Source organism: Streptomyces sp. NPDC030245, assembly GCF_055572995.1.
Window position 1 is genome coordinate 111,021 of record NZ_JBVICF010000014.1, and the last position, 24,357, is coordinate 135,377.

Below are 24,357 nucleotides of genomic sequence, written 5' to 3' on the forward strand. Positions count from 1 at the left end.
CTCAGCCGGTGACGCGACGGCGGCCCGCGAGCACACCGAACGCGACGCCCGCGGCACCGATGACGATGCCGACGATGCCGAGGACGCGGGCGGTGGTGTCGCTGCTGTCGGAGTCGGACGACGCGCTCTCGGTGTCGTGCGACTTGTCGTCCGACTTCGCGGCGTCGGCGCCACCGCCGTGGCCGTCGGAGGCGGCGGTCAGCGGGAGGGCGGGCGCGGGGTGCTCCGGCTCGTCCTGGCCCTTCTGCTGCGGCTCGATCCAGCGGACGACTTCCTTGTTGTCGTACGTCTGGACGGCCTTGAAGACGAGTTCGTCGGCGTCCTCGGGCAGCTGGCCCATGGAGACCGGGAACTTCTGGAAGGTGCCGGGCTGGATGCCCTTGCCGTCGGCGGTCCAGGTGACCTTGGTGACGGCCTCGTCGATCTTCTCGCCGTGGATCTCCAGCGGCTTGTCGAGCTTGCTCTTGGTGACCTTCGCGGTCCAGCCGGGGACGGGCTGCGTCATGACGGAGGCGAGCGGGTGGTCGGCCGGGAAGGAGACCTCCAGCTTGTTGGTCGAGGCGTCGTCCATTTCGTTCGGCACCTTGAAGTTGACCGTGGCGTACCCGCCCTTGGCGGCCTGGCCCTCGGGGGAGACGCTGACGTGCGCGAACGCGGGCGCCGAGAGGACGAGGACGGCGGAGGCGGCGACGGTGCCGGCAGCGGCGATACGGGACAGCTTCATGACAGGAACACTCCACTTTCGTCAGTGGTGATCAGTGATGATCAGCGGTGATCAGTACGAGGGTTGGGCGCGGCCGCGTCGGGCACGCGCGCGTGCGCGCCGAGCGACCCCTCCGTACTGCGCTGTGGAGTGCTCTCCGTACAGCGGTGTGGAGTGTGTCGCGTCAGGCGGCGAGTTCGACGTCGTGGGCCCCGGCCGGGGGTCCACGCCTGATCACCGCGTCCTTGAGCGCGACCGTGCGCGGCTTCGGCGGCACGAGCAGCGCGGTGCGCGGCGGCCGCGGTCCGGTCGTCTCGGGCGCGCCGGGCAGACCTGCCCGCAGGGCGCGTACGAGAGTCAGGGCCGAGCGCAGGGAGCGGACGAGCGCCCCTTCCGCGACACCGTGTGCGCCGTTGGCGAGGCGGACGAGGCGGAGCAGCGCGAGGTCGCCGCTGCGGAGCAGCCAGCCGGCGGCGAGGGCCGCGAGGAGGTGCGCGACGAGCATGGGCAGGGACGGCACGAGTGCCATCGCGCCCATGGACCCCATGCCACCGGTGTGCGAGCCGCCGGTCGCGACCGAGTCCAGCGCCGTGTCGGCGGCCGCGGCGGCGGACCGGCCGTGCTCATGCCCGGCGGACGCTCCGGAAGCGCCGGCGCCGCCGGGGCCGAGCCCGGCGGTGGTGAGGATCCGGTGGGCCTGCGCGGGCGTGATCGTCGCGGCGCCCGCACCGCAGACCAGGCGTGCGGCCCGCTCCACCAGGGTCGCGTCACCGTGCACGGTGGCCGCCGCGGCCGTGCCGTGCTGGCCGAGGCCGAACAGGGCGTGCAGAGCGAGCTGTCCCGTCGCGAGCAGCGCGGCGATGCCGGGCAGCGAACGGGCCCGCCCGGCGAGCGGCAGCGCGACCGCGAGGACGACGAGGAAGCCCGCGCCCAGCGTCCACAGCGGGACGGCGACGCAGGAAGCGAGCACATGGCCCCCGGCGGACAGCACGACGCAGACCGCGGCGAACGTCGCGGCCCTCAGCAGCCGGAGGTCGGCTCCGTCGCGCGTCTTGCGCTGGTGGGGGGCAGTCATGGCCGGGCCATCATCGCACTGGGCCCGCCCCATGCGTACGGCAGGTCCGGAAGGTCCTGTTCCAGGTGATGGGTGTGGCTCTGGTGGGCCTGGGGCGGTGCGAGCGCCGCGTTCCGTCCCGCCGTCCTACACCGGCTGGCGGGGGGCGCGCGTCCGCCGTATGGGCGGTCTCACGTCCTTCGGGCGCTTATTCGGGGGCGCGCGCGGCAATACGTATCGGTATGTCGAGCCGCGGCCAGGAGGCTGGAGCATGAGCATCTGGTGGTCTCTCCATTTGCGGCGCGAGGCCGCGAGCGTCCCGCTCGCACGCCGGCTGCTGATCGGCACGATGGAGACGGCGGGCGTGGATCCCGACGTCTCCTACGACCTGTCGGTCGCCCTCAGCGAAGCGTGCGCCAACGCCGTCGAGCACGGCGGCGCGTGCGCGCCGGGGGCCGCGCCGGGCGGCTACCGCGTCACGGCCTACCTGGACGGCGAGAAGTGCCGCATCGAGGTGGACGACTCCGGGCCCGGCTTTCCCGGCACGGCGCGCGGCTGTCCGGCGCCCCGGCCGCCCGCCGCCGAGACGGACGAGCACGGCCGGGGCCTGTGCCTGATCAGAGAGCTCGCCGACCACGTCCACCTCGGCAACAAGCCGGGCAGGAGCGGTGCGGTGATCAGCTTCGACAAGATCCTCAAGTGGCGGGAGGGCGCGCCGTTGATGACGGCGTGAGGGCCCCCACCGGAAGACGCCATTCCCCCGACCGCAGACGGCCGTCAGCCGTCGGCCGGCGGCAGCGCCCGCAGCAGCGCCTCCACCGCCGCCCCGTACGCGTGCTCCGCAGGCGTCGAGTACCCGACGACGAGACCGTCCCCGGCCGGCATCGTCGCCCCCGGGTGCCGGAACGCCGCGAGGCCGTCCAGCGCGATCCCCTGCCAGGCCGCCGCCTTGACCGCGGACGCCTCCGTCCCCGGCGGCAGCCGCAGCACCGCGTGCAGGCCCGCCGCGATGCCCGTGGCCGTGATGTGCGGGGCGCGCTCGGCGAGGGCGGTGACGAGCCGGTCGCGCCGGTGCCGGTAGCGCTGCCGCATCCGGCGGATGTGCCGGTCGTACTGACCGGAGGCGATGAACTCGGCGAGCGTGAGCTGATCGAGGACGCTCACCCACGCCTCCCGCTCCCCCTTGGCGGCGACCACCCCATCGACGAGGTGCTCGGGCAGCACCATCCAGCCGATGCGCACCGCGGGGGAGAGGCTCTTGCTGACCGAGCCGAGATAGACGACCCGTTCGGAATCCAAACCCTGTACGGCGCCGATCGGCTCACGGTCGTAGCGGAACTCGCCGTCGTAGTCATCCTCCAGGATGAGACCGCCGCTGCTACGGGCCCAGTCGACGACCGCGGCGCGCCGGGCGGGGTGCAGCGGACCGCCGGTCGGGAACTGGTGTGCGGGCGTGAGGAGTACACCGCGCACCCGCGGGCCCCCGGTCAACTCCGCCACCACGGCGCCCTGTTCGTCCAGGCCCAGCGGCACGGTCCGCACGCCCGCGCCCGCCAGGATGTCCCGGTGGAACCCGAGCCCGTACGACTCCATGGCGAAGGGCCCCCGCAGCACCCCGCCGCCCGCCCCGCGCGCCCCCGCGAACAGCAGCCGAAGGGCGTGCGCGAACCCGGAGCAGACCACGATCCGTTCGGGGTCGGCGCGCACGCCCCGGGCCCGCGTCAGATAGTCGGCGAGCGCCCGGCGCAGTTCGACGCGGCCGCGCGGGTCGCCGGGCCCGAAGGCTTCGTTGGGTGCGGCGCCGAGGGCGCGCCGGGCGGCCGCGAGCCAGGCCGTGCGCGGGAAGGAGGCGGCGTCCGGCGTGCCCTGGCGCAGGTTGTACGCGGGCGCCGCGGGGCGCGGCGGAGCGGGCTTCGGCTTGCGCGGGCGCTTGGGCGGCGCGGCCCGCTCGGCCACCCGCGTCCCCGACCCCTGTCGCGCCGTGAGCCAGCCCTCGGCGACCAGTTCGGCATAGGCGTCGGCGACCGTATTGCGGGCCAGGCCGAGGTCGGCGGCGAGCGAGCGGTAGGGCGGCAGCCGGGTGCCCGGCGGGAGCCGTCCCTCGCGCACGGCGTCGCGCAGCGCACGGATGAGAACGGCGCGGCGGCTGCCCGGACCGGAGAGGTCCACGTGCAGGTCACTGCCGATGCGCTCCGCCAAATTGACCCATGATTCCGGCATGGGAATGCACCCTACGCGAGGTCTTTCCCGCCCGTAGATTCATGGTCATGACGAACACCGCGAACACCCCGCAGGCCACCGCCCCCACCCTTGCGCAGGGCCACGAACACACCCCCCGCCTCAACTTCGCCCAGGCGGCCCCCAAGGCCTTCAAGGCCCTCATCGGCTTCGACGCCGCCGCCCGCGACGGCCTCGACCCGGCCCTGGTCGAACTGATCCAGATCCGCGCCTCGCTCCTCAACGGCTGCGCCTACTGCCTCCACATGCACACCTCCGACGCCCGCAAGGCCGGCGAGGACGAGGCACGGCTGCACATGATCGGCGTGTGGCGCGAGGCCCGTAACTTCTTCACCGCGAAGGAGCAGGCGGCCCTCGCCCTGACCGAGTCGGTCACCCTCGTCTCCCAGGGCGGGGTCCCGGACGATGTCTACGTAGAGGCCACTCGGCACTTCGACGAGTCCGAACTGGCCCGCGTCCTCGCCCTGATCTTCACCATCAACACCTGGAACCGCATCGCCCTGAGCACCGCCAAGGTGGCGGGTGAGGACGAGCGGGCGGCCCACTGAGGAACGCCGAAGGGCCGGCCCCCCGGGGGGAACCGGCCCTTCGTCACGCGAGCGCGAGTCAGCCCTTGAGGCGCGCCATCCACGCCTCGACCTCGTCGGACGTGCGCGGCAGAGCGGCCGACAGGTTCTTGTTGCCGTCCTCCGTGACGAGGATGTCGTCCTCGATCCGGACACCGATGCCGCGGTACTCCTCCGGCACGGTCAGGTCGTCCGCCTGGAAGTACAGACCGGGCTCGACCGTCAGGCACATGCCGGGCTCCAGCGTGCCGTCCACGTACGTCTCGGTGCGCGCGGCGGCACAGTCGTGGACGTCCATGCCGAGCATGTGGCCGGTGCCGTGCAGCGTCCAGCGGCGCTGGAGGCCCAGCTCCAGGACGCGCTCGACCGGGCCCTCGACGAGGCCCCACTCGACGAGCTTCTCGGCGAGCACGCGCTGCGCCGCGTCGTGGAAGTCGCGGTACTTGGCGCCCGGCTTCACCGCCGCGATGCCGGCCTCCTGGGCCTCGTACACCGCGTCGTAGATCTTCTTCTGCAGTTCGCTGTACCGGCCGTTGATCGGCAGCGTCCGCGTGATGTCGGCGGTGTAGTACGTGTGCGTCTCCACGCCCGCGTCGAGCAGGAGCAGGTCGCCCGAGCGCACGGGGCCGTCGTTGCGGACCCAGTGCAGGGTGGTGGCGTGCGGGCCCGCGGCGCAAATGGAGCCGTAGCCGATGTCGTTGCCCTCGACGCGGGCGCGCAGGAAGAACGTGCCCTCGATGTAGCGCTCGCTGGTGGCCTCGGCCTTGTCGAGGACCTTCACGACGTCCTCGAAGCCGCGGGCGGTCGAGTCGCAGGCCTTCTGAAGCTCGCCGATCTCGAACTCGTCCTTGACCAGCCGGGCCTCGGAGAGGAAGACGCGCAGCTCCTCGTCGCGCTCGGCGGTGACCTTGTCGGTCAGGGCCGCCTCGATGCCGGCGTCGTAACCGCGCACGACGCGGACGGGACCGGTCGCCTCGCGCAGCTTGCCGGCCAGCTCGCGCACGTCGGAGGCGGGGATGCCGTACAGCTTCTCGGCCTCGGTGAGGGAGTGCCTGCGGCCGACCCAGAGCTCGCCCTGGCCGTCCAGCCAGAACTCGCCGTTCTCGCGGTCGGAGCGCGGCAGGAGGTAGATGGTCGCGTCGTGGCCGCCGTCCTTCGGCTCCAGGACGAGGACGCCGTCCTCGGTCTGGTTGCCCGACAGGTACGCGTACTCGACGGAGGCGCGGAAGGCGTACTCGGTGTCGTTCGAACGGGTCTTCAAGTTGCCCGCGGGGATCACCAGGCGCTCGCCCGGGAAGCGCGCGGAGAGCGCGGCACGGCGGGCGGCGGTCTGCTCGGCCTGCGGGATCGGCCGCAGGTCGTGCAGCTCGGTGTCGGCCCAGCCGGACTTCATGTTCGCGGCGAGCTCATCGGAAACGCCCGGGTACAGGCCGTTCTTGCGCTGCTTGATCGGCTCTTCTTCGGTCTCGTCCGGGCCCGCTGCGGTAGCAGCAATGGGCTCAGCCGGGTTGAGCGCCTCCGACACGATCTGCCTCCTATGTACGACACTGGACCGTTCTCCATCGTACGGGCGTACGGAAGGGGTCCCAGGGCCGGAAGGCCACTTACACAGAGTGCCCGCGGCTCACGCTCGGTCCTCGGGGAATCGCTCGCCGCTTCACTCGAAACGGGCCGCGAGCAGCACCACATCCTCCTCGCTGTCCACGGCGTCGAGCCCGTCGGGCAGGACGGCGTGCAGCACGTGGTCGGCGATCGCGCCGGGGTCGTCCCTGATGCCCCTCGGCACGCTCGCCGCGGCCGCGTGCAGCCGCGCGAAGGCCCGGTCCATCGGGTCGCCCGTGCGGTGCAGGAGCCCGTCGGTGTACAGCAGCACCGTTTCACCGGGCTCGGGGCCGATCTCCACGCTCGGGGCCTCCCAGCAGGCGAGCATGCCGAGCGGCGCGGAGAGCGAAGTCTCCACGAACTCCGTGCGGCGCTCCCCGATGATCAGCGGCGGACTGTGTCCGGCCCCGGCGAGCACCACCTTGCGCAGCGCGGGCTCGCAGTACGCGAAGAGGGCGGTCGCCGATCGCGCGGGCTCGGTCAGCCGCAGCAGCAGCTCCAGGTCGGAGAGGACGGCGACGGGGTCCTCGCCCTCCATCACGGCGTACGCCCGCAGGGAGGCCCGCAGCCGCCCCATCGCGGCCACCGCGCTCGGCCCCGACCCGGTCACCGAGCCCACCGCGAGGCCGAGCGCCGCGTCGGGCAGCGGCAGCGCGTCGTGCCAGTCGCCGCCGCCGCGCGGTCCCGTGCGGTGCCGGGCGGCGAGCTGCACCCCGGCGACCCGGGGCAGCCGCGAGGGCATGAGCTCCTCGCGCAGGGTGGCGTCGGTCGTGCGGGCGCGCTCCAGTTCGAGCAGCCGCGCCACGTGCTCGGCGGCCTGCCGGGCGTAGAGCCCGACGAGGTGGCGTCTGCGCTCGTCCGGCTCGGCGGGCTCGTCGTACAGCCAGGCGGCGGCGCCGATCCGGCCCGCCGTCCCGGTGGCGAGGGGGAGTGCGTAACTGGCGGCGTAGCCGAGGCGGTGGGCGACCTCGCGGTGGAGCGGGTCGAGGCCTTCCTCGGCGAACAGGTCGGGCTGCGCGATCTCCTCGGGCACGGCTCCCGGCCGGTCCTCGGGGGCGTCCAGGATCCTGCCGTACGAGGTGGCGGCGCGCGGCACCGTCTCGATGTGCCCGAGGTCGGCGCGGGCCAGGCCGAGGCCGACGGTGGTGTCGGGCCCGAGGCCGTCGGCGGGTTCGACCACGGCGAGTCCGCGGCGCGCGCCCACGAGGGCGGCGCCGGCGCGCAGGAGCTCGCGCAACGCCTCGTCGAGGGTGCCCGTGCGGACGAGCCGCTCGGTCAGTTCGTGGAGCGTGGTCAGATCGGAGACCCAGCCGGCGAGCCGGTCCTGGAGCACGGCGCAGGGGGCGCTCGGCAGGGGAGTGGCCGCCGTGACCGCCGCGGCGGGCGTGGCGTGCGCGCCGGGCGCGACAGTGTGGGCCGGTGGCGGAACTGTTGAATCGATTCCGGCCACTTTCGGGAGGTGCGGGGCGTTCATGGCTGACGGCTTTCCGGCCGGTGCGTAATGCTCGATAGCATCGCAAACCCCCATGTCATTATGCGCCGCTAGCAATGTCTCCAGATGTACACGCCCTGGTGAGGGGATGTCCAGCATTGTCCTGCTGGGATTCCTGGTGTCCGAGGTATTTACGGGAGCGGAAAAAGATCTTGTGAAGTTGGCTGAAAACAGCGCCGGGTTAGGGCATATTAGGGTCGACTGACGTTGTTCGGTAGAGCGTTGCAGTGGTCGCGCTGGGTACGTACTCAGTGATGGCCAGGGGCAGTTGGGGTCCGTCCGGAACCTGACCAAGGACCCGGACGTCCTCATTCACGACGACCGTGCCCCATCCTCCCGTGGCGGAGGCGGCAAGCAATATCGCGGGACGGCAAACGCCAGGCGCCGCCACCCCACGCCACGTCAACGCTCGGTTCAGAGTGGTTCCCCATGCCGCAGGCTGGGGTCGGATGTGCCAGCTCGTACGTACAGCGAAGTGATCCACACATGGTGTGATGTGGCCCGCAGTCTCCCCGGCTAACGCCGGCGTGCAACGGAAAGGAACGAGCGCTCATGCGCGAGATCCTCGGAAGGCGACGCAGGCTCCTGTCCTGGCGAATCGTAAGGAAGCCCGGCCGGAGTGCCGGACAGCTCGGCGCGGCTCTGACCTTCGCGACCGCATGGCGGTGGCCCGTACTGCCGGGAGTCGGTCTCGACCGGCGCGACGGCAGCCGGTGCGCCTGCCCCGACCCCGACTGCGCGGTACCGGGCGCGCACCCCCTCGACCCCGGCCTCCTCGCCGCCACCACCGACGAGCGGATGGTCCGCTGGTGGTGGACCAATCGACCCGGCGCCCCCGTCGTGCTCGCCACCGGCGGCCGCGCCCCGTGCGCCGTGAGCCTCCCCGCGGAAGCCGGCGCGCGCGCCCTCGCCGCGCTCGACGAGGCCGGCATCAGGCTCGGCCCGGTGGTCGCCACCGACGCCAGACTCCACATCCTCGTCGCGCCGTACTCCATGGCGCAGTTGGGCGAGCTGCTGTACGCCAAGGACTGCGTCCCGGGCTCCCTCCGCTTCCACGGCGAGGGGGGTTACATCGCGCTGCCGCCCTCCGTGACCGGCCAGGGTCCGGTCCGCTGGGAGCGCGCCCCGCTGCCCGGATCCGCCGCCCCCTGGGTGCCGGACGTCGAAGCGGTGGTGGACGCCGTGGTGGACGCGCTCACTCGTACGGGTGTGAGCGCCCCCGAGTTGTAGGGGAAATGGGCGCGCGGCGAGCAGGCCGTGCGCCCACTGTCGTTATCTTCGGCTCATGCAGCCCCGCCTGATCGTGCTCCTGGGCGCCATGGCCGTCACGGCCCTCCTGCCGCTCGCGGGCGCGTCCGCGGGACCGGTCGGCGACGGTGACGCGAAGTCGCCCCTCCCCTCCCCCTCACCCACTCCCTCGAACGCCTCTTCGGGGCAGCGTCGCGCGCCGGAGACGGGCCCGGAACCCTCGCTGCTCGCGGGCCTCGGAGCGACCACCGCCGCCCGGTGCGGCCCCGAACTCTCCTCGCCCGACGGCCTGGAAGCGCAGACCTGTGTGCTCACGCGGGACCGCGACACCTGGGCACGTACCTATTACCGCAATGCCACCGGCGAGGAGCTGACCGCGGTCCTGACCCTGATGGGCCCGGACGCGCACACCGTGCAGCTGTACTGCGAGGTGGCGGCGGGGGACGAACCGGCAGCGTGCGAGACCCCGCGCGAGCGGACGGCGGGCGACGCGACGGCGTACTCGGCGGTGGCGGAGTACGCGGCGGGCGAGGCGGAACGGCTGCTGCTGCGGGCGGGAAGCAACTCGGCATCGCCGCAGGACAGTTGAGTGCTGAACCGGTCTCCGGGCACAAAAGGGCCCGGTTGCTGGCGACGGGGGATGCACCAGCAACCGGGCTACCTGAACGGTAACAAGAGATCGGCGCATGGCAAATTCGATCCCAGTTATCCGGACAGGCGTTTATCCGTGACTCCGGGAAGCCGTGACAGGAGCCACGCATTCCACTTCGTGCCGTACCGACTGACTGGTGGGTCAGTCGGTACGGCACGGTCAGGCGGGCAGCTGCGTCAGCTGAGCGTCACCTGGCGGTTGGTGAGACCGCCGCGCGCCCGGCGCTCGTCCGCGGTCAGCGGGGCGTCCGAGGCGAGCGCCGCCGCCAGCCGCTCAGCGAACTCGGCGGCGGGCTTCTCGACGTCCGCGGCCGAGACCCCGGTCGGCAGGTCCCACACCGGCACGGTCAGGCCGTGCGCCCGGAAGGAGCCGACCAGGCGCGTGCCCTCGCCGAGGCTCGACGTGCCGGCCGCGTGCAGCCGGGCCAGCGCGTCGAGCAGCTTCTCCTCGGGGTGCGGCATGACCCAGCGGAGGTGGTTCTTCTCCGGGGTCTCGCACCAGTACGCGGCGTCGACACCGGTCAGCTTCGCCGTCGGGATGGCGGCGTCGTTCGCCCGCTCCAGGGAGGCGGTCACCTCCGGCGTGGCGTTGTCCGCGTCCGGCACCCAGAACTCGAAGCCGGGGTGCACGACCGGCTCGAACGCGCCCTCCGGGTCGAGCAGATCCTGTAGCCGGGGGCCGTCGGCCGGAGCGCGGCGGCCCTTCACCGGCGTGCCCGGCTCGGCCTCCAGGGCGCGCTGGAGGGTGTCGGCGAGGTCGCGGCTGATGTCACCGGACGCGGTGTCGTTCTGGAGGCCGAGCAGGACCGAGCCGTCGTCGCGGCGCAGCGCGGGCCAGGCCATCGGCAGCACGGTGGCGAGGGAGACCGAGGGGACGCCTTCGGGAAGGCCGCCCTTGAGCGTCAGCTCGACCGTGGCGGCGGGGACCAGCTCACGCAGGGCGACCCAGTCGCACTCGCCGGGCAGGCCTTCGAAGGGGCGCTGCACCAGCTCGGTCACCGCGTGCGCGGCGGCCCGGCCGTGACAGGCCTTGTAGCGGCGGCCCGAACCGCAGGGGCAGGGTTCACGGGCGCCGACGACGGGGATCTCCCCGCCTCCGGGGCCGCCCTTGAGCTGCGGCTGCTGCTTGCCCTTGGGCTGGGGGCGCTTCTTGGCCATCTTGGGTGTCTCCCGGCTACGGCTCTCTTGCGTACGGGCGCGAGCCTAGCCGTTCGCGGATCGGGTCCAGCCCGTCGAAGGCCGTTCGCGGAGTCGGTCCGGGGCGTCGCACCCGGGCTCAGTCCAGCTCGTCGAAAGGGTCCGCGAAGGCGAGCTCGGATATCGCGGTGGCCGACGGGGCGGCGACGCGCGTAGCGAAATCCTCGCGGTGGTGTGCGGATTGGACGACGGCCCACACGGTGACCTCGCCGTGCACGTCGTCACGGACTCCCCAGGCGTCGGCGAGCGCCGTGATGATGTTGAGCCCGCGGCCGCCGTGCGCCGTGACCGACGGGGTGGCCGGGGCCGGGCGGGTCGGCCCGCCGCCGTCCGTCACCTCGACCGTCAACCGGCCCGCCTTGTCGACGTGCCAGGCCGCCCGCACATCCCCGTCACCGACCATCCCGCGGCCCAGCGGCCTGCCGTGCCGGCAGGCATTGCTGAGCAACTCCGACAAGATGAGTACGGCATCGTCGACGACCGACTCCGAGACCCCGCTCATGCGCAGCTGATCGCGCATACGGTGTCTTGCTTCCCCCACGCCCGCAGGGCCATGGGGTACGGCCATGCTCGACGACGTGGGCACCTCCCGTGCCACCACCAACGCCACCCCCGAGACCTCCTTCGCCCCACGCCACGGTGTGAATGCCCCATTGGACTGGACCGGAAACCGGCCAATCCCGGCCCGGTGACGCACTCGTGACGATCGAATACGCACCGAACGCGCCGGTGCACTCCCTGTAACCGGAGTTACCGGAGTCCCAGTCGATCCAGTTGGGACAGAACTTGTTTGGGGCGGTTGGTGATGATCGCGTCGACGCCCAGTTCGGCACAGAGTTCGACATCCGCCGGCTCGTTCACGGTCCACACGTGCACCTCGTGTCCCGCGCGTTTCAGCTTCGCCACGTACGACGGGTGGTTGCGCACGATCCGCATGGCAGGACCGGCGATGCGCACGCCCTGGGGGAGGCGGCCGTCGCGGTGGCGCGGCGAGACGAACTGCATCAGGTAGACGGTCGGGAGCGTCGGCGAAGCGGCCCGGACGCGGTGCAGCGAACGCGCCGAGAAGCTCATGACCCGTACCGGTGAAGGACCCTCGGCGGGCGGCGCGTCCAGGCCGAAGCGCTTGAGCAGGAGCAGCAGGCGCTCCTCCACCTGGCCCGCCCAGCGGGTGGGGTGTTTGGTCTCGATGGCCAGCCGCACCTGTCGTCCCGAGGCATTACTTTCGGCCACCAGCTCCAGGAGCCGCTCCAGGGTCAGCACGGAGGTGTCCTCGCCCGCGGGCCCCTCCCAGTCCGGGTCCTCCTCGGCCTCGCCGTGCTGTCTCTTCCAGCTCTTCCAGGAGCCGAAGTCGAGGGCGGCGAGGTCGGCGAGTTCGAGGGCGGAGACGGCCCCGCGCCCGTTCGACGTGCGGTTCACTCGGCGGTCGTGGACGCACACGAGATGGCCGTCGGCGGTCAGCCGGACATCGCATTCGAGGGCGTCGGCACCGTCCTCGACCGCCTTCTTGTAGGCCGCCAGCGTGTGCTCGGGGGCATCCTCGGAGGCTCCGCGGTGGGCAATGACCTGAATCTGGTGCTGTCGTGCGAGGGTCACCGCGTCATGGTGCCATCACGGGGTACCCGTCGGCTCGCCGGACGACACCCCGCCGGGACGCCGAACACACAGGATCGGCTTATGGTGCCCTGACGGCCCATGGGAAAAGCTGACAACTGCACAGTCGGCATTCCCTGGCCGTGACCGAGCACGAACATAACGACAGCGTGGACCGAGGAGAAGAGCTGTGAGCACCGAGAACGAGGGCAACGAGGTACCCCAGGCCCCGTCCGCGCCCCCCGCGCCGGTGGACGCTCCCGCTGTTCCCGCCGACTCCAATGCGGCCGGTTCCGGCGGTCCCGGCGGTCCCGGCGGTTCCGGTGGCGCTGTCACGGGCGGTGGCGGGGTGACCGGTGCGCCGCAGGAGACCCCGCACGGCGCGCCGCAGGAGACCCCGCACGGCGCGCCGCAGGAGACCCCGCACGGCGCGCCGCAGGAGACCCCGCACGGCGCCCCGCAGGCGGCTGCGCACGGTCACGGTGCCCCGCAGAGCGCTTCCGGCGCCGGGAACTGGCCGCCCCCGCAGCCGCCCGCCACGCCGGCGTATGCCACGGGCGGTGGCTCCGGGTCCGGCTGGGGCGCCTCGTACCACCCGCAGGAGCCCAAGCCCGGCGGCCGGCGCGGCGGCCTGGTCGCCGCGGTGCTCGCGGCCGCCCTGATCGCGGGCGGCATCGGCGGCGGCGTGGGCTACTGGGCGGCCGAGCGGAGCGACAGCGACACCAGCTCGACCACGGTCTCCGCCCCCGACACCCCGGCCGACCTCAAGCGCGAGCCCGGCTCGGTCGCCGACATCGCGAACAAGGCACTGCCGAGCGTCGTCACCATCGAGGCGCAGAGCGGCGGCGGCGAGGGCGGCACGGGCACCGGCTTCGTCTACGACACGCAGGGCCACATCCTCACCAACAACCACGTGGTGGCGTCGGCGGCCGAGGGCGGCAAGCTCCAGGTGACGTTCTCGGACGGCAAGAAGTACGCCGCCGAGGTCGTCGGCCGCGCCGAGGGCTACGACGTGGCGGTTATCAAGCTGAAGAGCGCCCCTGACGGTCTGCGGCCGCTCAAGCTCGGCAACTCGGACCGCGTGGCCGTCGGCGACTCGACCATCGCGATCGGCGCCCCCTTCGGCCTGTCGAACACCGTCACCACCGGCATCATCAGCGCCAAGAACCGCCCGGTGACGTCCAGCGACGGCGGACAGAGCGGCAAGAGCTCGTACATGAGCGCCCTCCAGACCGACGCCTCCATCAACCCGGGCAACTCCGGCGGCCCGCTGCTCGACTCGCGCGGCGCGGTCATCGGTATCAACTCCGCGATCAAGCCGGCCGACAGCGGCGGCCTCGGCGGGTCGGGCCAGTCCGGCTCCATCGGTCTGGGCTTCGCGATCCCGGTCAACCAGGCGAAGCAGGTCGCCCAGCAGCTGATCAAGACCGGCCAGCCCGTCTACCCCGTGATCGGGGCGTCGGTCTCCCTCCAGCAGGAGGGTACGAACGGCGCGACGATCTCCGAGGAGGCCACGGGCGGTGCGGAGCCCATCACCCCGAACGGCCCGGCGGACAAGGCGGGCCTCAAGCCCGGTGACGTCATCACGAAGCTGGACGACACGGTGATCGACAGCGGCCCGACCCTGATCGGCCAGATCTGGACCCACAAGCCGGGCGACACCGTCAAGCTCACGTACGAGCGCGACGGCAAGGAGCACACGGTCGACGTGACCCTGGGCCAGCGCAAGGGAGACAGCTGACCCGCTAGTCTTGTCCCCGCGCGGTCCTGATCCCGTCTCCGGTTCCCGGATTCCGGCGGACGGCGCGGGGTGGGTTGCCCGAGCGGCCTAAGGGAACGGTCTTGAAAACCGTCGTGGTTCACGCCACCGTGGGTTCAAATCCCACACCCACCGCATGATGCAGGTAAGGGGCGTCCTCCCTTGAGGGCGCCCCTTACTCATGCTCTGGCGCAGGTCGTCTTTACGGTCACGTGCGGCCCGTGAGGCGGGCCGCCGAGGCGATCGTCGAGAGGGCCTCGCGTTCGGTGAGGCCGACGTGGAGTGCGGCGTCGGCGAGCTGGGGGGCCAGGGTCTCGCCGATGCCGTTCTCGTAGGCGCGGCAGGCGGCCCAGAAGAGGCGGGTGTTGCGCTGGCCCTCGTGCGCCGCGAGGACGAACTGCACCAGGCCCTGCCCGCGTTGGGGGTCGCCGTCGGGGTGTCCGGCCGGTGGGCTGTCGGTCGGCCGGGGTGTGTGCTGGTGGGTGCGGGGCGGGGGCGTGAGCAGGCGCAGCAGTGCTGGAGGGCAGTGCGCGGGGGGCAGGTGGGCGGTGCCGGGCGCGGTGCTGTAGAGGCCGTGCTCGGTGCGGGAGCCGGGGCCGACGAGGTAACCGCCGGCGCCCCGGACGTCGATGCCGGGGGCGAGCCGCCCCGCCGAGTTGGGGACCACGGTGTCGGGCGGTCCGGTCAGCCAGATGTGGCGGCCGCCGCTCGGCGTGATCACGACGACGGTGTCGGGGATCGTGAAGAGGTGACGCAGCGCCAGTTCGCGCAGGGCCGCCGAGGCGTCCGTACCGGACTTGGTGTCCAGGTCGATGCCGATCAGGTGGTGCGGCGGCAGCCCGCAGGCGATGCCGTAGCCGGTGGCCCAGGGGGCGGCGGCGAAGAGTTCGCGGATGCGCCGGGGTTCGGTCGTCGCGTCGTACACGCCGTGTCCGAGGCGGCCGCACTCGCCGTGGCAGGGGGTGGGCCGGGGATCGTCGTGGTGGGGGGAGCGCAGGGCGGGGAGCTTGGTGCGGGACAGCGGGAGCACCGCGAGGCCGCGTTCGGCGGCCGACAGAGCGTGGGCGAGCGCGAGGGTGGTGGCATGGCGGTCGGTGGTGGCCATGCCCTTATGTTCGTACGCATGTTCGAAGAAGGGAAGAGGGAACGGGCCGGGATTGGGCCGGACGAGGTCATCGGGGAGGGGGCGCCGCCCCCCTGCGCCGCCTTCGGCGGGAGGGCTGCCGTAACGCTTCACCTCGTGCGATGCCCGGTCCGGGCCACCGTCCGGCAGGGGCTCCGCGGGCCTCGGAGCAGACGGGTGGGGCGCGAGGAGTGTTTATCGATATGTCCTCACGCTTGCGGGGGAATCGCGGCTTCCGGGGTGGTTCGCCGGGGATTCGGTGGGCAACTCTGGACCCGCGACGTCGTGCAGCACACTCCGGGGCGGTCGGCCAACTGCCCCGGGAAACGCCGTACTTCCGGGTACGCCAGGCCTCGGCCGGCGCGTACCTCCTGCTCTGGAGGAACAGACATGGCAAGTATCCGTAGCGCCCGCATCATCGCCGCCGCCGCGGCCCTGCCGCTGGCCGCCGCGCTCTTCTCGGGCGTCGCGACGGCAGACAACGGGTCCTTCGCGAACAACGGATCCAACGCGGGTGTGGCGACCGTGAACGGCAGTGGCGTGGGTGACGACAACGGCGGCAACTCGACCACGACGCAGCAGCAGGCCATCGGCAACGGCGCCGCCAACCAGAACAACACCGCCCAGGTGAACGGCTCCGGCTTCACGGCGCTCGACCAGTCGAACGAGAACGTCGCGGTCAACTTCGCCCAGCTCTGGTGAGCCGGCGGCCCCCGGAGCCGCTCGGGACGGCTCCAGGGGGCGCGAGCTGTGGGGTGTGACGCTCTTGTGCGGCGGTGCTTCGGCGCCGCCGCACAGGCGTGTCCGGGGTGATCCCTTGACACTCGACCGGAGCTGACGGACAGTCAGAAACCCTTGCCGGTACGAGACGGAAGAGGGAGCCGCCGTGCACCTCGCCCCCACCGAACGCCAGCTCCGACTCCGTGCCGAACTGCGCGCGTATTTCCGCGAGGTGATGCCCGACGGGCCGCCCGACGGCACGGACGCGGCCGGGCGGCGGCGCCTGCTGCGCCGCATCGGCGCCAACGGCATGCTGGGCCTCGGCTGGCCCGTCGAGTACGGCGGTCAGGGGCGTGGTCCCGACGAGCAGTTCGTCTTCTTCGACGAGGCCCACCGCGCGGGCGCCCCGGTCTCGATGGTCACCCTGAACACCGTGGGGCCGACCCTCATGAAGTACGGCACCGAGCAGCAGAAGGCCACCTTCCTGCCGCGCATCCTCAGCGGCGACATCGTCTTCGCGATCGGCTACAGCGAGCCCTCGGCCGGGACGGACCTGGCGGCGCTGCGGACGCGGGCCGTGCGCGACGGCGACGGCTGGCTGATCGACGGGCAGAAGATCTTCACCTCGAACGCGCAGAACGCCGACTGGATCTGGCTGGCCTGCCGCACCGACCCCGAAGCCCCCAAGCACCGGGGCATCTCGATCATCCTCGTGCCGACCGACGACCCCGGCTTCTCCTGGACGCCGATCGAGACAGTGGGCGGGCTGACGACGACGGCGACGTACTACGACGGAGTCCGGGTGCCCGCCGCGAACCTCGTCGGCGAGGAGAACGGCGGCTGGACGCTCATCACCGGCCAGCTCAACCACGAGCGGGTGGCGCTCGCGGCGCTCGGCATGCAGGCCGAGGAGTTCTACGCGGCGGCGCTGGACCGCGCACGCACACCCGATCCGGTGACCGGCGAGCGTCGCATTGACGCCCCGTGGGTGCGGTCGAGGCTGGCCGAAGTGCATGCCCGGCTCGCGGCGACACGCCTGCTCAGCTGGCGGTTGGTGGGCGATGTGGGGGCGGGCGGCCCCGCCCCGGGCGACGCGAGCGGCGTGAAGTTCGCGGGCACCGAGTCGGCCGTGGAGGTGTACCGGATGTGTCAGGAGATCGCGGGCGAAGCGGGGCTCGTGCGCGCCGGTTCACCGGGCGGCCTCGGGGACGGCGGCGAGCTGGAGCGGATGAACAGGGCCGCGCAGATCAATACGTTCGGGGGCGGGGTGAGCGAGGTGCAGCGGGAGATCGTCGCGACGATGCGGCTCGGCATGCGGAGGGGGCGGCGGTGACGGCGGAAGCGAGGGCGGGGGCGGCGGTGAAGGACATCGCGTACGAGGAGTTGAAGGCGTTCGAGGGCAGGCCGGCGGCGGAGGCGGGCCTCGGCAAGGACCCGGTCAACGCACCCATGATCAGGCACTGGTGCGAGGCGATGGGCGACACGCACCCCGCGTACCGGGGCGCGGACCCGGTGGCGCCCCCGACGATGCTCCAGGTCTGGACGATGGGCGGACTCTCCGGCCACGACGGCCGTTCGGAGGCGTACGACGCGTTGTTCGCCCTGCTCGACGGCGCCGGTTACACCTCGGTGGTCGCCACCGACTGCGAGCAGGAGTATCTGCGGGCGCTGCGGCCCGGCGACGAGATCACCTTCGACGCGGTGATCGAGTCGGTGTCGGAGCGCAAGACGACCAAGCTGGGCACGGGGCACTTCGTCACGACGCGGATGGACGTCCGCGCGGGCGGCCGGCTCGCGGGCACCCACCGCTTCCGCATCCTCAAGTACGCCCCGGCGCAGCGGAAGCCGAAGGACAAGCGCCCCCGCCCGGTCGTGAACCGGGACAACGCCGGCTTCTGGGAGGGCGTCGCCGCCCACCGTCTGCTGATCCAGCGCTGCGACGGTTGCGGCACGCTCCGCTTCCCCTGGCTCCCCGGCTGCAACGCCTGCGGCTCGCCCGAGTGGTCCACGGTCGAGGCGAGCGGCGACGGCACCGTCTACTCGTACGTCGTCATGCACCACCCGCCCTTCCCCGCCTTCGACCCGCCCTACGCCGTGGCGCTCGTCGAGCTGGCGGAGGGCGTGCGCATCGTGAGCAACGTGACCGGGGTGCCGTACGACGAGGTGCGGATCGGCATGCCGGTGCGGCTCGCGTTCCAGCGGGTGGACGCGGAGCTTGAGCTGCCGGTGTTCCGGGCCGTCGAGGGCGCGGCGGCCTCCGGGGGCGCGCCGGAAAGCGGTGGCTGACATGCACTTCACGCCCACGGAGGAGCAGGCGGCCGCGCGTGACCTGGCCCGGGAGATCTTCGCCGACCTGGCCACGCCGGAGCGGCTGGCGGCGGCGGGGACGGGCTCCGACACCGAGCTCTGGAAGGCCCTGTGCGCGGCGGGGCTGCCGGGCGCCGTGGAGGACATCGGGCTGCTCGGCCTGGTGCTGCTCCTGGAGGAGCAGGGGCGGGTGACGGCACAGGTGCCCTTCGCGGCGAGCTGTGTCTACGGCCTGCTCGCGGTGGCCGCACACGGCACGGCCGAGCAGCGAGGCCGGCTGCTGCCGGAGCTCAGGCAGGGGAGCGCGGTCGTCACGGGAGCGTTCCCCGCCCGCGGCGGTGTGGCGGCGTCCGCGGACGGGTCGCTGAGCGGCACGGTGACGTGGGTGCCGTGGCTGCGGGACGCGACGCGGGTCCTGGTGGCGGCGGCCGACCGGAGCCTGTGGCTGGCGCGGGTCGCCGACGCGCGCGTGGAGCCGGTCGAGCTGACCGCGCCCTGGGCGGCGGGCCGGCTCGTCCTCGACCGGACACCGGGGGAGCGGCTGGGCGGCCCCGCCGCGTACGACGACGTGCGGGCGTGCGCGCGGACGGCCTTCGCCGGGCTACAGGCCGGAGTGTGCGCGGGATCGCTGGCCCGTGCGGTGGCCCATACGAACGAGCGGGAACAGTTCGGCCGCCCCCTCGCCGCGAAGCAGGGCGTCCAACTCCGCGCCGCCGACGCCCACATGGACACCGAGGCGATCAGGGTCACGGCCTACGAGGCGGCCTGGCGCCGCGACACCGGCCTGTCGTACGACACGCATGCCCTCACCGCCGCCTGGTGGGCCTCGGAGGCGGGCAAGCGCGTCGTGCACGCGGGCCAGCATCTGCACGGCGGCACGGGCGCCGACCTCGACCACCCCGTGCACCGGCACTTCCTGTGGGGCTGGCAGCTGGACGCGTATCTGGGGTGCGGGAGCGAAGTGCTCCAGGAACTGGGTGACTTGATCGCGAAGGGGGAGCCGACGTGAAGAGGGAGACCGGTGTGACGAAGGGAGAGGAACTGCCGCCGCTGGAGATTCCGATCACCCGGACGCTCATCGTCGCCGGGGCCATCGCGTCCCGCGACTACCAGGACGTGCACCACGACGCGGAGCTCGCCCGGGCGAAGGGCTCCCCCGACGTCTTCATGAACATCCTCACGACCAACGGCCTGGTCGGGCGGTACATCACCGACCACTTCGGCCCCACCGCCGTACTGCGCAAAGTGGCGATACGCCTCGGGGCGCCCAACTACCCGGGTGACACCATGGTGCTGACCGGGACCGTCGAGGAGGTCCGGACCGCGCCCGACGGCGACACGGCTGTCGTCTCGGTCGTCGGGGCCAATGGCATCGGCAACCACGTGACCGGCACGGTCACGGTCACCGTCCCGGCTACGGTCACCGTACCGGCCTCGGTCACCGTCCCCGCGGGAGGCACCGCATGAGTCTCCGTACGCGCGACAGCCTCGGCGGAAAGGCCGCGATCGTCGGCATCGGGGCGACGGAGTTCTCCAAGGACTCCGGGCGCAGCGAGCTCAAGCTGGCCGTGGAGGCGGTGGGCGCCGCGCTCGACGACGCCGGGCTCACCCCGGCCGACGTCGACGGCATGGTCACCTTCACCATGGACACCAGCCCGGAGATCACGGTCGCCCAGGCGGCCGGAATCGGGGAGCTGTCCTTCTTCTCCCGCGTCCACTACGGCGGCGGGGCGGCCTGCGCCACCGTCCAGCAGGCGGCCCTCGCGGTGGCGTCCGGGGTGGCGGAGGTCGTCGTCTGCTACCGCGCGTTCAATGAACGGTCGGGGCGCAGATTCGGTTCCGGGGTGCAGCGGCGCGAGCCGTCCGCCGAGGGCGCGGCGCTCGGCTGGGCCCTGCCGTTCGGACTGCTGACGCCCGCCTCCTGGGTGGCGATGGCGGCCCGGCGCTATCTCCATGCGTACGGTCTGACGCCGGAGGCCTTCGGGCATGTGGCCGTCATGGACCGGAAGTACGCGGCCACCAACCCCGCGGCGTACTTCCACGGGAAGCCGATCACGCTCGCGGACCACGCGGCGTCGCGCTGGATCGTCGAGCCCCTGCGTCTGCTGGACTGCTGCCAGGAGACGGACGGCGGCCAGGCGCTCGTCGTCACGAGTGCGGAGCGGGCCCGCGACCTCCGGCGTCCACCGGCGGTGATCGCGGCGGCGGCCCAGGGCGCGGGCCGGGCACAGGAGCAGATGACCAGCTTCTACCGCGACGACCTGACAGGGCTGCCCGAGATGGGCGTGGTGGCGCAGCAACTGTGGCGCACCTCGGGACTGGCGCCGGGGGACATCGACGTCGGGGTGCTCTACGACCACTTCACACCGTTCGTGCTGATGCAGCTGGAGGAGTTCGGCTTCTGCCCGCCCGGCGAGGCCGCGGGCTTCGTCGCAGAGGAGCGGCTGCCCCTGAACACGCACGGTGGGCAGCTGGGAGAGGCGTATCTCCACGGCATGAACGGCATCGCGGAGGCTGTCCGGCAGGTGCGCGGCACCTCCGTGAACCAGGTGGCGGGCGCCGCGCGCACTCTGGTCACGGCGGGCACGGGCGTTCCCACATCGGGGTTGATTCTGCGGTCGGACGGCTGAACGCGGCGCGTGTCCCGGCCGTGGATCGGTCCCGGACCCTTTCACTCGGCGTATGCGTCTTCGAACGATGATCATTGGATTCGTCCTCGTCCTGTCGGCCCTGGCCGTGGACCTGACCGCCCCGCCACCGGGCGCCGCATCCGACCGGCCTGTCCGGAGGGCGGCCGCGAAGGTGTCGACCTTCCGGGGCTGGGCCTTCGACACCTGCCTCACCCGGTCCACGGACACCATGCGGCGCTGGCGCCAGTCCAAGTACGGCGCCGTCGGTGTCTACTTCGGAGGCCGCGGCCGGGCCTGCAAGCGGCAGCCGCACCTCAACCACGCCTGGATGCGCTCGGTGAAGCGGATGGGCTGGCGGGTCCTCCCGCTGTACGTCGGGTCGCAGTCGCCGTGTGTCGTCGCGAGGAACAAGAAGAACGTACGCATCGGGCGGTACCCCTGGGCCCAGGGGAAGCAGGAGGGGCGTGACGCGGTACGCGCGGCGCAGGCCGTCGGCATCCGGCAGGACAGCCCGCTCTACCTGGACATGGAAGCGTATGCCTACCGCCAGAAGAGCTGCGCGAACACCACGCTCTCCTTCGTCCGCTCCTGGGACCGCGAAGTACGCAGACAGGGCTACGTCCCCGGCTTCTACAGCAGTGCCGACTCCGGCGTGCGGCACATGGAGTTGGCACGGCGGGCGGGCGTGCGCGACCTGCCGTCGGTGATGTGGTTCGCGCGCTGGCGCACCAAGCCGAACCTGTACCGGGAGCCCTCGCTGAGCACCAACGCGTGGCGCCCGGCGCGGCGCATCCACCAGTACGCGGGGAACGTGAAGGAGCGGCACGGCGGGCGCACGATGGTGATCGACCGCAACCTCGTGCACGCTCCCGTGGCGCGCATCGGCTAGCCGGCCGGCCGCCCGGGCGGACAGCCCACCGGAGCACGTCTCTCAGGGGCGAACCCTCAGGGACGTGCTCCACCTCCTCCACCTGTAGGAGGTGTAGACAACACCCCTCGTACAACCTGAGGCGGACACGGCTTCGGGACCTCCGGCCGATCCGCTGAAGTAGGGGGCGCTTCTAGCGTGGAGCCATGACCGCATCCATGGTGTCCGTGTGCACCAGCGCTTCCACGGCCGCGACGCGGGGCACGGGTCCGACGCGGGCCACCGGGCCCGGCACGTACCCGTCGTTCGCGTCCTACGTACGGGCCCGCCAGCCCGTACTGCTGCGCACCGCCCGCTCGCTGACCGCGAATCCGAGCGATGCCGAGGACCTGCTCCAGACCGCGCTGACCAAGACGTATGTGGCGTGGGACCGGATCGAGGACCACCGCGCGCTCGACGGGTATGTGCGCCGGGCCCTGCTGAACACGCGCACGTCGCAGTGGCGCAAGCGGAAGGTCGACGAGTTCGCGTGCGACGAGCTGCCGGAGCCGGACGTGACGCCGGGCGGGGACCCGGCCGAGCAGCAGGTGCTCCGCGACGCGATGTGGCGCGCGATCATGAAGCTGCCCGCGCGGCAGCGGGCGATGGTCGTACTCAGGTACTACGAGGACCTGAGCGAGGTGCAGACCGCCGAGGTGCTCGGGGTGTCCGTCGGCACCGTCAAGAGCGCGGTGTCCCGCGCGCTCGGCAAGCTCCGCGAGGACCCGGAGCTCACACCGGTCCGCTGAGCGGAGCAGCCCGGGGCGGATGATCGATCATCCCCTGGAGTAGTGACATACCAAGTGGTATGCGCGCAGAATCAGCGCCAACCCCTACGGCCGCGCGGAGCCCTTGCCGCCGCGCAGGCGATGTCGCCCCAGGAGGACGCCGTGCTGAGCACGATGCAGGACGTACCGCTGACTGTCACCCGCATCCTCCGGCACGGCATGACCGTGCACGGGACATCACAGGTCACGACCTGGACCGGCGAGGGCGACCCGCAGCGCCGCAGCTACCGCGAGATCGGCGAGCGCACGGCTCAGCTCGCCCACGCCCTGCGCGATGACCTCGGAGTAACCGAGGGAAGTGTTGTGGGAACGTTCATGTGGAACAACGCGGAGCACGTCGAGGCCTACTTCGCGGCGCCCTGCATGGGCGCCGTCCTGCACACCCTCAACCTGCGGCTGCCCGCCGACCAGCTGGTGTGGATCGTCAACCACGCCGCCGACCGCGTCATCATCGTCAACGGCTCCCTCCTCGGCCTGCTCGCGCCGCTCCTGCCGCAGCTGACGAGCGTCGAGCACCTGGTGGTGTCGGGCCCGGGTGACCGCTCGGTGCTCGCGGGTTCGCACGCGCAGGTCCACGAGTACGAGGAACTGATCGCGGGCAAGCCCACCGCCTACGACTGGCCCGAGCTCGACGAGCGTGCCGCCGCCGCCATGTGCTACACCTCCGGCACCACCGGCGACCCCAAGGGCGTCGTCTACTCCCACCGCTCCATCTACCTGCACTCGATGCAGGTCAACATGGCGCAGTCGATGGGGCTGACCGACGCGGACACGTCGCTGGTCGTCGTCCCGCAATTTCACGTGAACGCGTGGGGGCTGCCGCACGCCACCCTCATGACCGGCGTGAACATGCTGATGCCGGACCGCTTCCTGCAACCCGCCCCGCTCGCCGAGATGATCGAGTCGGAGCGGCCCACGCACGCGGCCGCCGTCCCCACCATCTGGCAGGGCCTCCTCGCCGAGCTCACCGCGAAGCCGCGTGACGTCAGCTCGCTGGGCCAGGTCACCATCGGCGGCTCGGCCTGCCCGCCCGCCCTGATGGAGGCCTTCGACCGGTTCGGCATGCGGGTCTGCCACGCCTGGGGCATGACGGAGACATCCCCGCTCGGCACGGTCGCCCGCCCGCCGGCCCACGCCATCGGCACCGACGAGGAGTTCGGCTACCGGCTCACGCAGGGCCGCTTCCCCGCCGGCGTCGAGGGCCGGCTGGTCGGCCCCGACGGCGAACACCTGCCGTGGGACGGCGAGTCCGCCGGTGAGCTGGAGGTGCGCGGCCCCTGGATCGCGGGCGCCTACTACGGCGGCGCGGGCGGCGGGGTGATCCGGCCCGAGGACAAGTTCAGCGCGGACGGCTGGCTGAAGACCGGCGATGTCGGCGTGATCACCGCGGACGGCTTCCTCACCCTCACCGACCGCGCCAAGGACGTCATCAAGTCGGGCGGCGAGTGGATCTCGTCGGTCGAGCTGGAGAACGCCCTCATGTCCCACCCGGAAGTCGCCGAGGCCGCGGTCGTGGCCGTCCCCGACGAGAAGTGGGGGGAACGCCCGCTCGCCACCGTCGTCTTGAAGGAACAGGCGACCGCCGACTATGCCGCCCTCCGCGACTTCCTCGCGGAGCACGTCGCCAAGTGGCAGCTGCCGGAGCGCTGGGCGGTCATCCCCGCGGTCCCGAAGACGAGCGTCGGCAAGTTCGACAAGAAGGTGCTGCGCAGGCAGTACGCGGACGGGGAGCTGGACGTCACGCGGCTGTGACGCAGGCGGGTCACGCGGACGCGGCGG

At 72.3% G+C, this 24,357-nt stretch carries 23 protein-coding genes and 1 tRNA gene; 15 read left to right on the forward strand and 9 right to left on the reverse strand.

The annotated features are described in order from the left end of the window. Position 1: 1 nt before the first annotated feature. Positions 2-724, reverse strand: coding sequence for a YcnI family copper-binding membrane protein (locus ACZ4Z4_RS32140; RefSeq protein ID WP_468335203.1), 723 nt, complete (start codon positions 722-724; stop codon positions 2-4). 163 nt (positions 725-887) lie between these two features. Then, the gene (locus ACZ4Z4_RS32145; RefSeq protein ID WP_468335206.1) at positions 888-1,778 is read right to left on the reverse strand and encodes a hypothetical protein; all 891 of its coding nucleotides are present in this window, start codon (positions 1,776-1,778) and stop codon (positions 888-890) included. Positions 1,779-2,028: 250 nt separating this feature from the next. On the opposite strand from ACZ4Z4_RS32145, the gene ACZ4Z4_RS32150 reads away from it, so the two are divergent. Continuing rightward, entirely contained in the window at positions 2,029-2,490 is a 462-nt protein-coding gene (locus ACZ4Z4_RS32150) for an ATP-binding protein (RefSeq protein ID WP_468335209.1), read from the forward strand. Positions 2,491-2,534: 44 nt separating this feature from the next. Here ACZ4Z4_RS32150 and pdxR read toward each other — a convergent pair whose 3' ends face one another. Then, positions 2,535-3,977: a MocR-like pyridoxine biosynthesis transcription factor PdxR gene (pdxR, locus tag ACZ4Z4_RS32155; RefSeq protein WP_468335212.1), complete on the reverse strand. Its 1,443-nt coding sequence runs from the start codon at positions 3,975-3,977 to the stop codon at positions 2,535-2,537. 41 nt (positions 3,978-4,018) lie between these two features. Between pdxR and ACZ4Z4_RS32160 the strand changes: the two genes are divergently transcribed. After that, positions 4,019-4,543 (forward strand): carboxymuconolactone decarboxylase family protein, encoded by a 525-nt coding sequence (locus ACZ4Z4_RS32160; RefSeq protein ID WP_468335215.1) that lies wholly within the window; start codon positions 4,019-4,021, stop codon positions 4,541-4,543. A 58-nt stretch (positions 4,544-4,601) separates the two neighbouring features. Here ACZ4Z4_RS32160 and ACZ4Z4_RS32165 read toward each other — a convergent pair whose 3' ends face one another. Both ACZ4Z4_RS32165 and ACZ4Z4_RS32170 read right to left on the reverse strand, forming a co-directional pair. Continuing rightward, positions 4,602-6,086, reverse strand: coding sequence for an aminopeptidase P family protein (locus tag ACZ4Z4_RS32165; RefSeq protein ID WP_468335218.1), 1,485 nt, complete (start codon positions 6,084-6,086; stop codon positions 4,602-4,604). A 132-nt stretch (positions 6,087-6,218) separates the two neighbouring features. Further along, a complete protein-coding gene (locus tag ACZ4Z4_RS32170) occupies positions 6,219-7,754 on the reverse strand; it encodes a PP2C family protein-serine/threonine phosphatase (protein WP_468335221.1) in 1,536 nt (511 codons plus the stop codon). Between the two features lie 453 nt (positions 7,755-8,207). On the opposite strand from ACZ4Z4_RS32170, the gene ACZ4Z4_RS32175 reads away from it, so the two are divergent. Beyond that, positions 8,208-8,885 carry a bifunctional DNA primase/polymerase gene (locus ACZ4Z4_RS32175; protein ID WP_468335224.1) on the forward strand — a complete coding sequence of 226 codons (678 nt, stop codon included), beginning with the start codon at positions 8,208-8,210 and terminating at the stop codon, positions 8,883-8,885. A 55-nt stretch (positions 8,886-8,940) separates the two neighbouring features. Beyond that, the gene (locus tag ACZ4Z4_RS32180) at positions 8,941-9,492 is read left to right on the forward strand and encodes a hypothetical protein (RefSeq protein ID WP_468335227.1); all 552 of its coding nucleotides are present in this window, start codon (positions 8,941-8,943) and stop codon (positions 9,490-9,492) included. Between the two features lie 239 nt (positions 9,493-9,731). Here the strand turns inward: ACZ4Z4_RS32180 and ACZ4Z4_RS32185 are convergent, their stop codons facing one another. The 3 genes from ACZ4Z4_RS32185 to ACZ4Z4_RS32195 form a co-directional block, all read right to left on the reverse strand. Beyond that, entirely contained in the window at positions 9,732-10,712 is a 981-nt protein-coding gene (locus ACZ4Z4_RS32185) for a DUF5926 family protein (RefSeq protein WP_468335230.1), read from the reverse strand. Between the two features lie 118 nt (positions 10,713-10,830). Continuing rightward, positions 10,831-11,448 (reverse strand): ATP-binding protein, encoded by a 618-nt coding sequence (locus tag ACZ4Z4_RS32190; RefSeq protein WP_468335233.1) that lies wholly within the window; start codon positions 11,446-11,448, stop codon positions 10,831-10,833. A 53-nt stretch (positions 11,449-11,501) separates the two neighbouring features. Further along, complete coding sequence (locus tag ACZ4Z4_RS32195; RefSeq protein ID WP_468335236.1) at positions 11,502-12,347, reverse strand: glycerophosphodiester phosphodiesterase; 846 nt, start codon at positions 12,345-12,347, stop codon at positions 11,502-11,504. A 187-nt stretch (positions 12,348-12,534) separates the two neighbouring features. Between ACZ4Z4_RS32195 and ACZ4Z4_RS32200 the strand changes: the two genes are divergently transcribed. Beyond that, the gene (locus ACZ4Z4_RS32200) at positions 12,535-14,085 is read left to right on the forward strand and encodes a S1C family serine protease (protein ID WP_468335239.1); all 1,551 of its coding nucleotides are present in this window, start codon (positions 12,535-12,537) and stop codon (positions 14,083-14,085) included. Positions 14,086-14,153: 68 nt separating this feature from the next. Beyond that, positions 14,154-14,238 (forward strand) — tRNA-Ser (locus tag ACZ4Z4_RS32205). Between the two features lie 73 nt (positions 14,239-14,311). On the opposite strand, the gene ACZ4Z4_RS32210 is transcribed toward ACZ4Z4_RS32205, so the two are convergent. Continuing rightward, a complete protein-coding gene (locus ACZ4Z4_RS32210) occupies positions 14,312-15,208 on the reverse strand; it encodes a bifunctional DNA primase/polymerase (RefSeq protein WP_468335242.1) in 897 nt (298 codons plus the stop codon). Positions 15,209-15,616: 408 nt separating this feature from the next. On the opposite strand from ACZ4Z4_RS32210, the gene ACZ4Z4_RS32215 reads away from it, so the two are divergent. The 9 genes from ACZ4Z4_RS32215 (at position 15,617) to ACZ4Z4_RS32255 (ending at position 24,330) form a co-directional block, all read left to right on the forward strand. Then, the gene (locus ACZ4Z4_RS32215; protein WP_468335245.1) at positions 15,617-15,928 is read left to right on the forward strand and encodes a hypothetical protein; all 312 of its coding nucleotides are present in this window, start codon (positions 15,617-15,619) and stop codon (positions 15,926-15,928) included. Positions 15,929-16,112: 184 nt separating this feature from the next. Further along, a complete protein-coding gene (locus tag ACZ4Z4_RS32220) occupies positions 16,113-17,279 on the forward strand; it encodes an acyl-CoA dehydrogenase family protein (RefSeq protein ID WP_468335248.1) in 1,167 nt (388 codons plus the stop codon). Then, on the forward strand, positions 17,276-18,232 hold the full coding sequence (locus ACZ4Z4_RS32225; protein WP_468335251.1) for a bifunctional MaoC family dehydratase N-terminal/OB-fold nucleic acid binding domain-containing protein: 957 nt from the start codon (positions 17,276-17,278) through the stop codon (positions 18,230-18,232). The genes ACZ4Z4_RS32220 and ACZ4Z4_RS32225 overlap by 4 nt, the downstream gene beginning before the upstream one ends. Position 18,233: 1 nt before the next feature. Continuing rightward, positions 18,234-19,262 (forward strand): acyl-CoA dehydrogenase family protein, encoded by a 1,029-nt coding sequence (locus ACZ4Z4_RS32230; RefSeq protein ID WP_468335254.1) that lies wholly within the window; start codon positions 18,234-18,236, stop codon positions 19,260-19,262. A gap of 14 nt (positions 19,263-19,276) precedes the next feature. Next, entirely contained in the window at positions 19,277-19,720 is a 444-nt protein-coding gene (locus tag ACZ4Z4_RS32235) for a MaoC family dehydratase (protein ID WP_468335257.1), read from the forward strand. Continuing rightward, a complete protein-coding gene (locus ACZ4Z4_RS32240; protein ID WP_468335260.1) occupies positions 19,717-20,883 on the forward strand; it encodes a lipid-transfer protein in 1,167 nt (388 codons plus the stop codon). The genes ACZ4Z4_RS32235 and ACZ4Z4_RS32240 overlap by 4 nt, the downstream gene beginning before the upstream one ends. A 52-nt stretch (positions 20,884-20,935) precedes the next feature. After that, on the forward strand, positions 20,936-21,772 hold the full coding sequence (locus ACZ4Z4_RS32245) for a glycoside hydrolase domain-containing protein (RefSeq protein ID WP_468335263.1): 837 nt from the start codon (positions 20,936-20,938) through the stop codon (positions 21,770-21,772). Between the two features lie 185 nt (positions 21,773-21,957). Next, positions 21,958-22,539 (forward strand): SigE family RNA polymerase sigma factor, encoded by a 582-nt coding sequence (locus ACZ4Z4_RS32250; RefSeq protein ID WP_468335266.1) that lies wholly within the window; start codon positions 21,958-21,960, stop codon positions 22,537-22,539. A gap of 120 nt (positions 22,540-22,659) precedes the next feature. Next, the gene (locus ACZ4Z4_RS32255; RefSeq protein WP_468335268.1) at positions 22,660-24,330 is read left to right on the forward strand and encodes a long-chain fatty acid--CoA ligase; all 1,671 of its coding nucleotides are present in this window, start codon (positions 22,660-22,662) and stop codon (positions 24,328-24,330) included. Positions 24,331-24,357 lie beyond the last annotated feature (27 nt).

What these genes read in the sequence shown, in the direction of transcription:
- ACZ4Z4_RS32210 (WP_468335242.1), bottom strand. Translation starts at nt 15,208, where the DNA reads ATGGCCACCACCGACCGCCATGCCACCACCCTCGCGCTCGCCCACGCT.
- ACZ4Z4_RS32215 (WP_468335245.1), top strand. Translation starts at nt 15,617, where the DNA reads ATGGCAAGTATCCGTAGCGCCCGCATCATCGCCGCCGCCGCGGCCCTG.
- ACZ4Z4_RS32150 (WP_468335209.1), top strand. Translation starts at nt 2,029, where the DNA reads ATGAGCATCTGGTGGTCTCTCCATTTGCGGCGCGAGGCCGCGAGCGTC.
- ACZ4Z4_RS32250 (WP_468335266.1), top strand. Translation starts at nt 21,958, where the DNA reads ATGACCGCATCCATGGTGTCCGTGTGCACCAGCGCTTCCACGGCCGCG.
- ACZ4Z4_RS32170 (WP_468335221.1), bottom strand. Translation starts at nt 7,754, where the DNA reads ATGCTGGACATCCCCTCACCAGGGCGTGTACATCTGGAGACATTGCTA.
- ACZ4Z4_RS32240 (WP_468335260.1), top strand. Translation starts at nt 19,717, where the DNA reads ATGAGTCTCCGTACGCGCGACAGCCTCGGCGGAAAGGCCGCGATCGTC.
- ACZ4Z4_RS32245 (WP_468335263.1), top strand. Translation starts at nt 20,936, where the DNA reads ATGCGTCTTCGAACGATGATCATTGGATTCGTCCTCGTCCTGTCGGCC.
- ACZ4Z4_RS32140 (WP_468335203.1), bottom strand. Translation starts at nt 724, where the DNA reads ATGAAGCTGTCCCGTATCGCCGCTGCCGGCACCGTCGCCGCCTCCGCC.
- ACZ4Z4_RS32160 (WP_468335215.1), top strand. Translation starts at nt 4,019, where the DNA reads ATGGTCATGACGAACACCGCGAACACCCCGCAGGCCACCGCCCCCACC.
- pdxR (WP_468335212.1), bottom strand. Translation starts at nt 3,977, where the DNA reads ATGCCGGAATCATGGGTCAATTTGGCGGAGCGCATCGGCAGTGACCTG.
- ACZ4Z4_RS32185 (WP_468335230.1), bottom strand. Translation starts at nt 10,712, where the DNA reads ATGGCCAAGAAGCGCCCCCAGCCCAAGGGCAAGCAGCAGCCGCAGCTC.
- ACZ4Z4_RS32255 (WP_468335268.1), top strand. Translation starts at nt 22,660, where the DNA reads ATGTCGCCCCAGGAGGACGCCGTGCTGAGCACGATGCAGGACGTACCG.
- ACZ4Z4_RS32175 (WP_468335224.1), top strand. Translation starts at nt 8,208, where the DNA reads ATGCGCGAGATCCTCGGAAGGCGACGCAGGCTCCTGTCCTGGCGAATC.
- ACZ4Z4_RS32180 (WP_468335227.1), top strand. Translation starts at nt 8,941, where the DNA reads ATGCAGCCCCGCCTGATCGTGCTCCTGGGCGCCATGGCCGTCACGGCC.
- ACZ4Z4_RS32145 (WP_468335206.1), bottom strand. Translation starts at nt 1,778, where the DNA reads ATGACTGCCCCCCACCAGCGCAAGACGCGCGACGGAGCCGACCTCCGG.
- ACZ4Z4_RS32230 (WP_468335254.1), top strand. Translation starts at nt 18,234, where the DNA reads ATGCACTTCACGCCCACGGAGGAGCAGGCGGCCGCGCGTGACCTGGCC.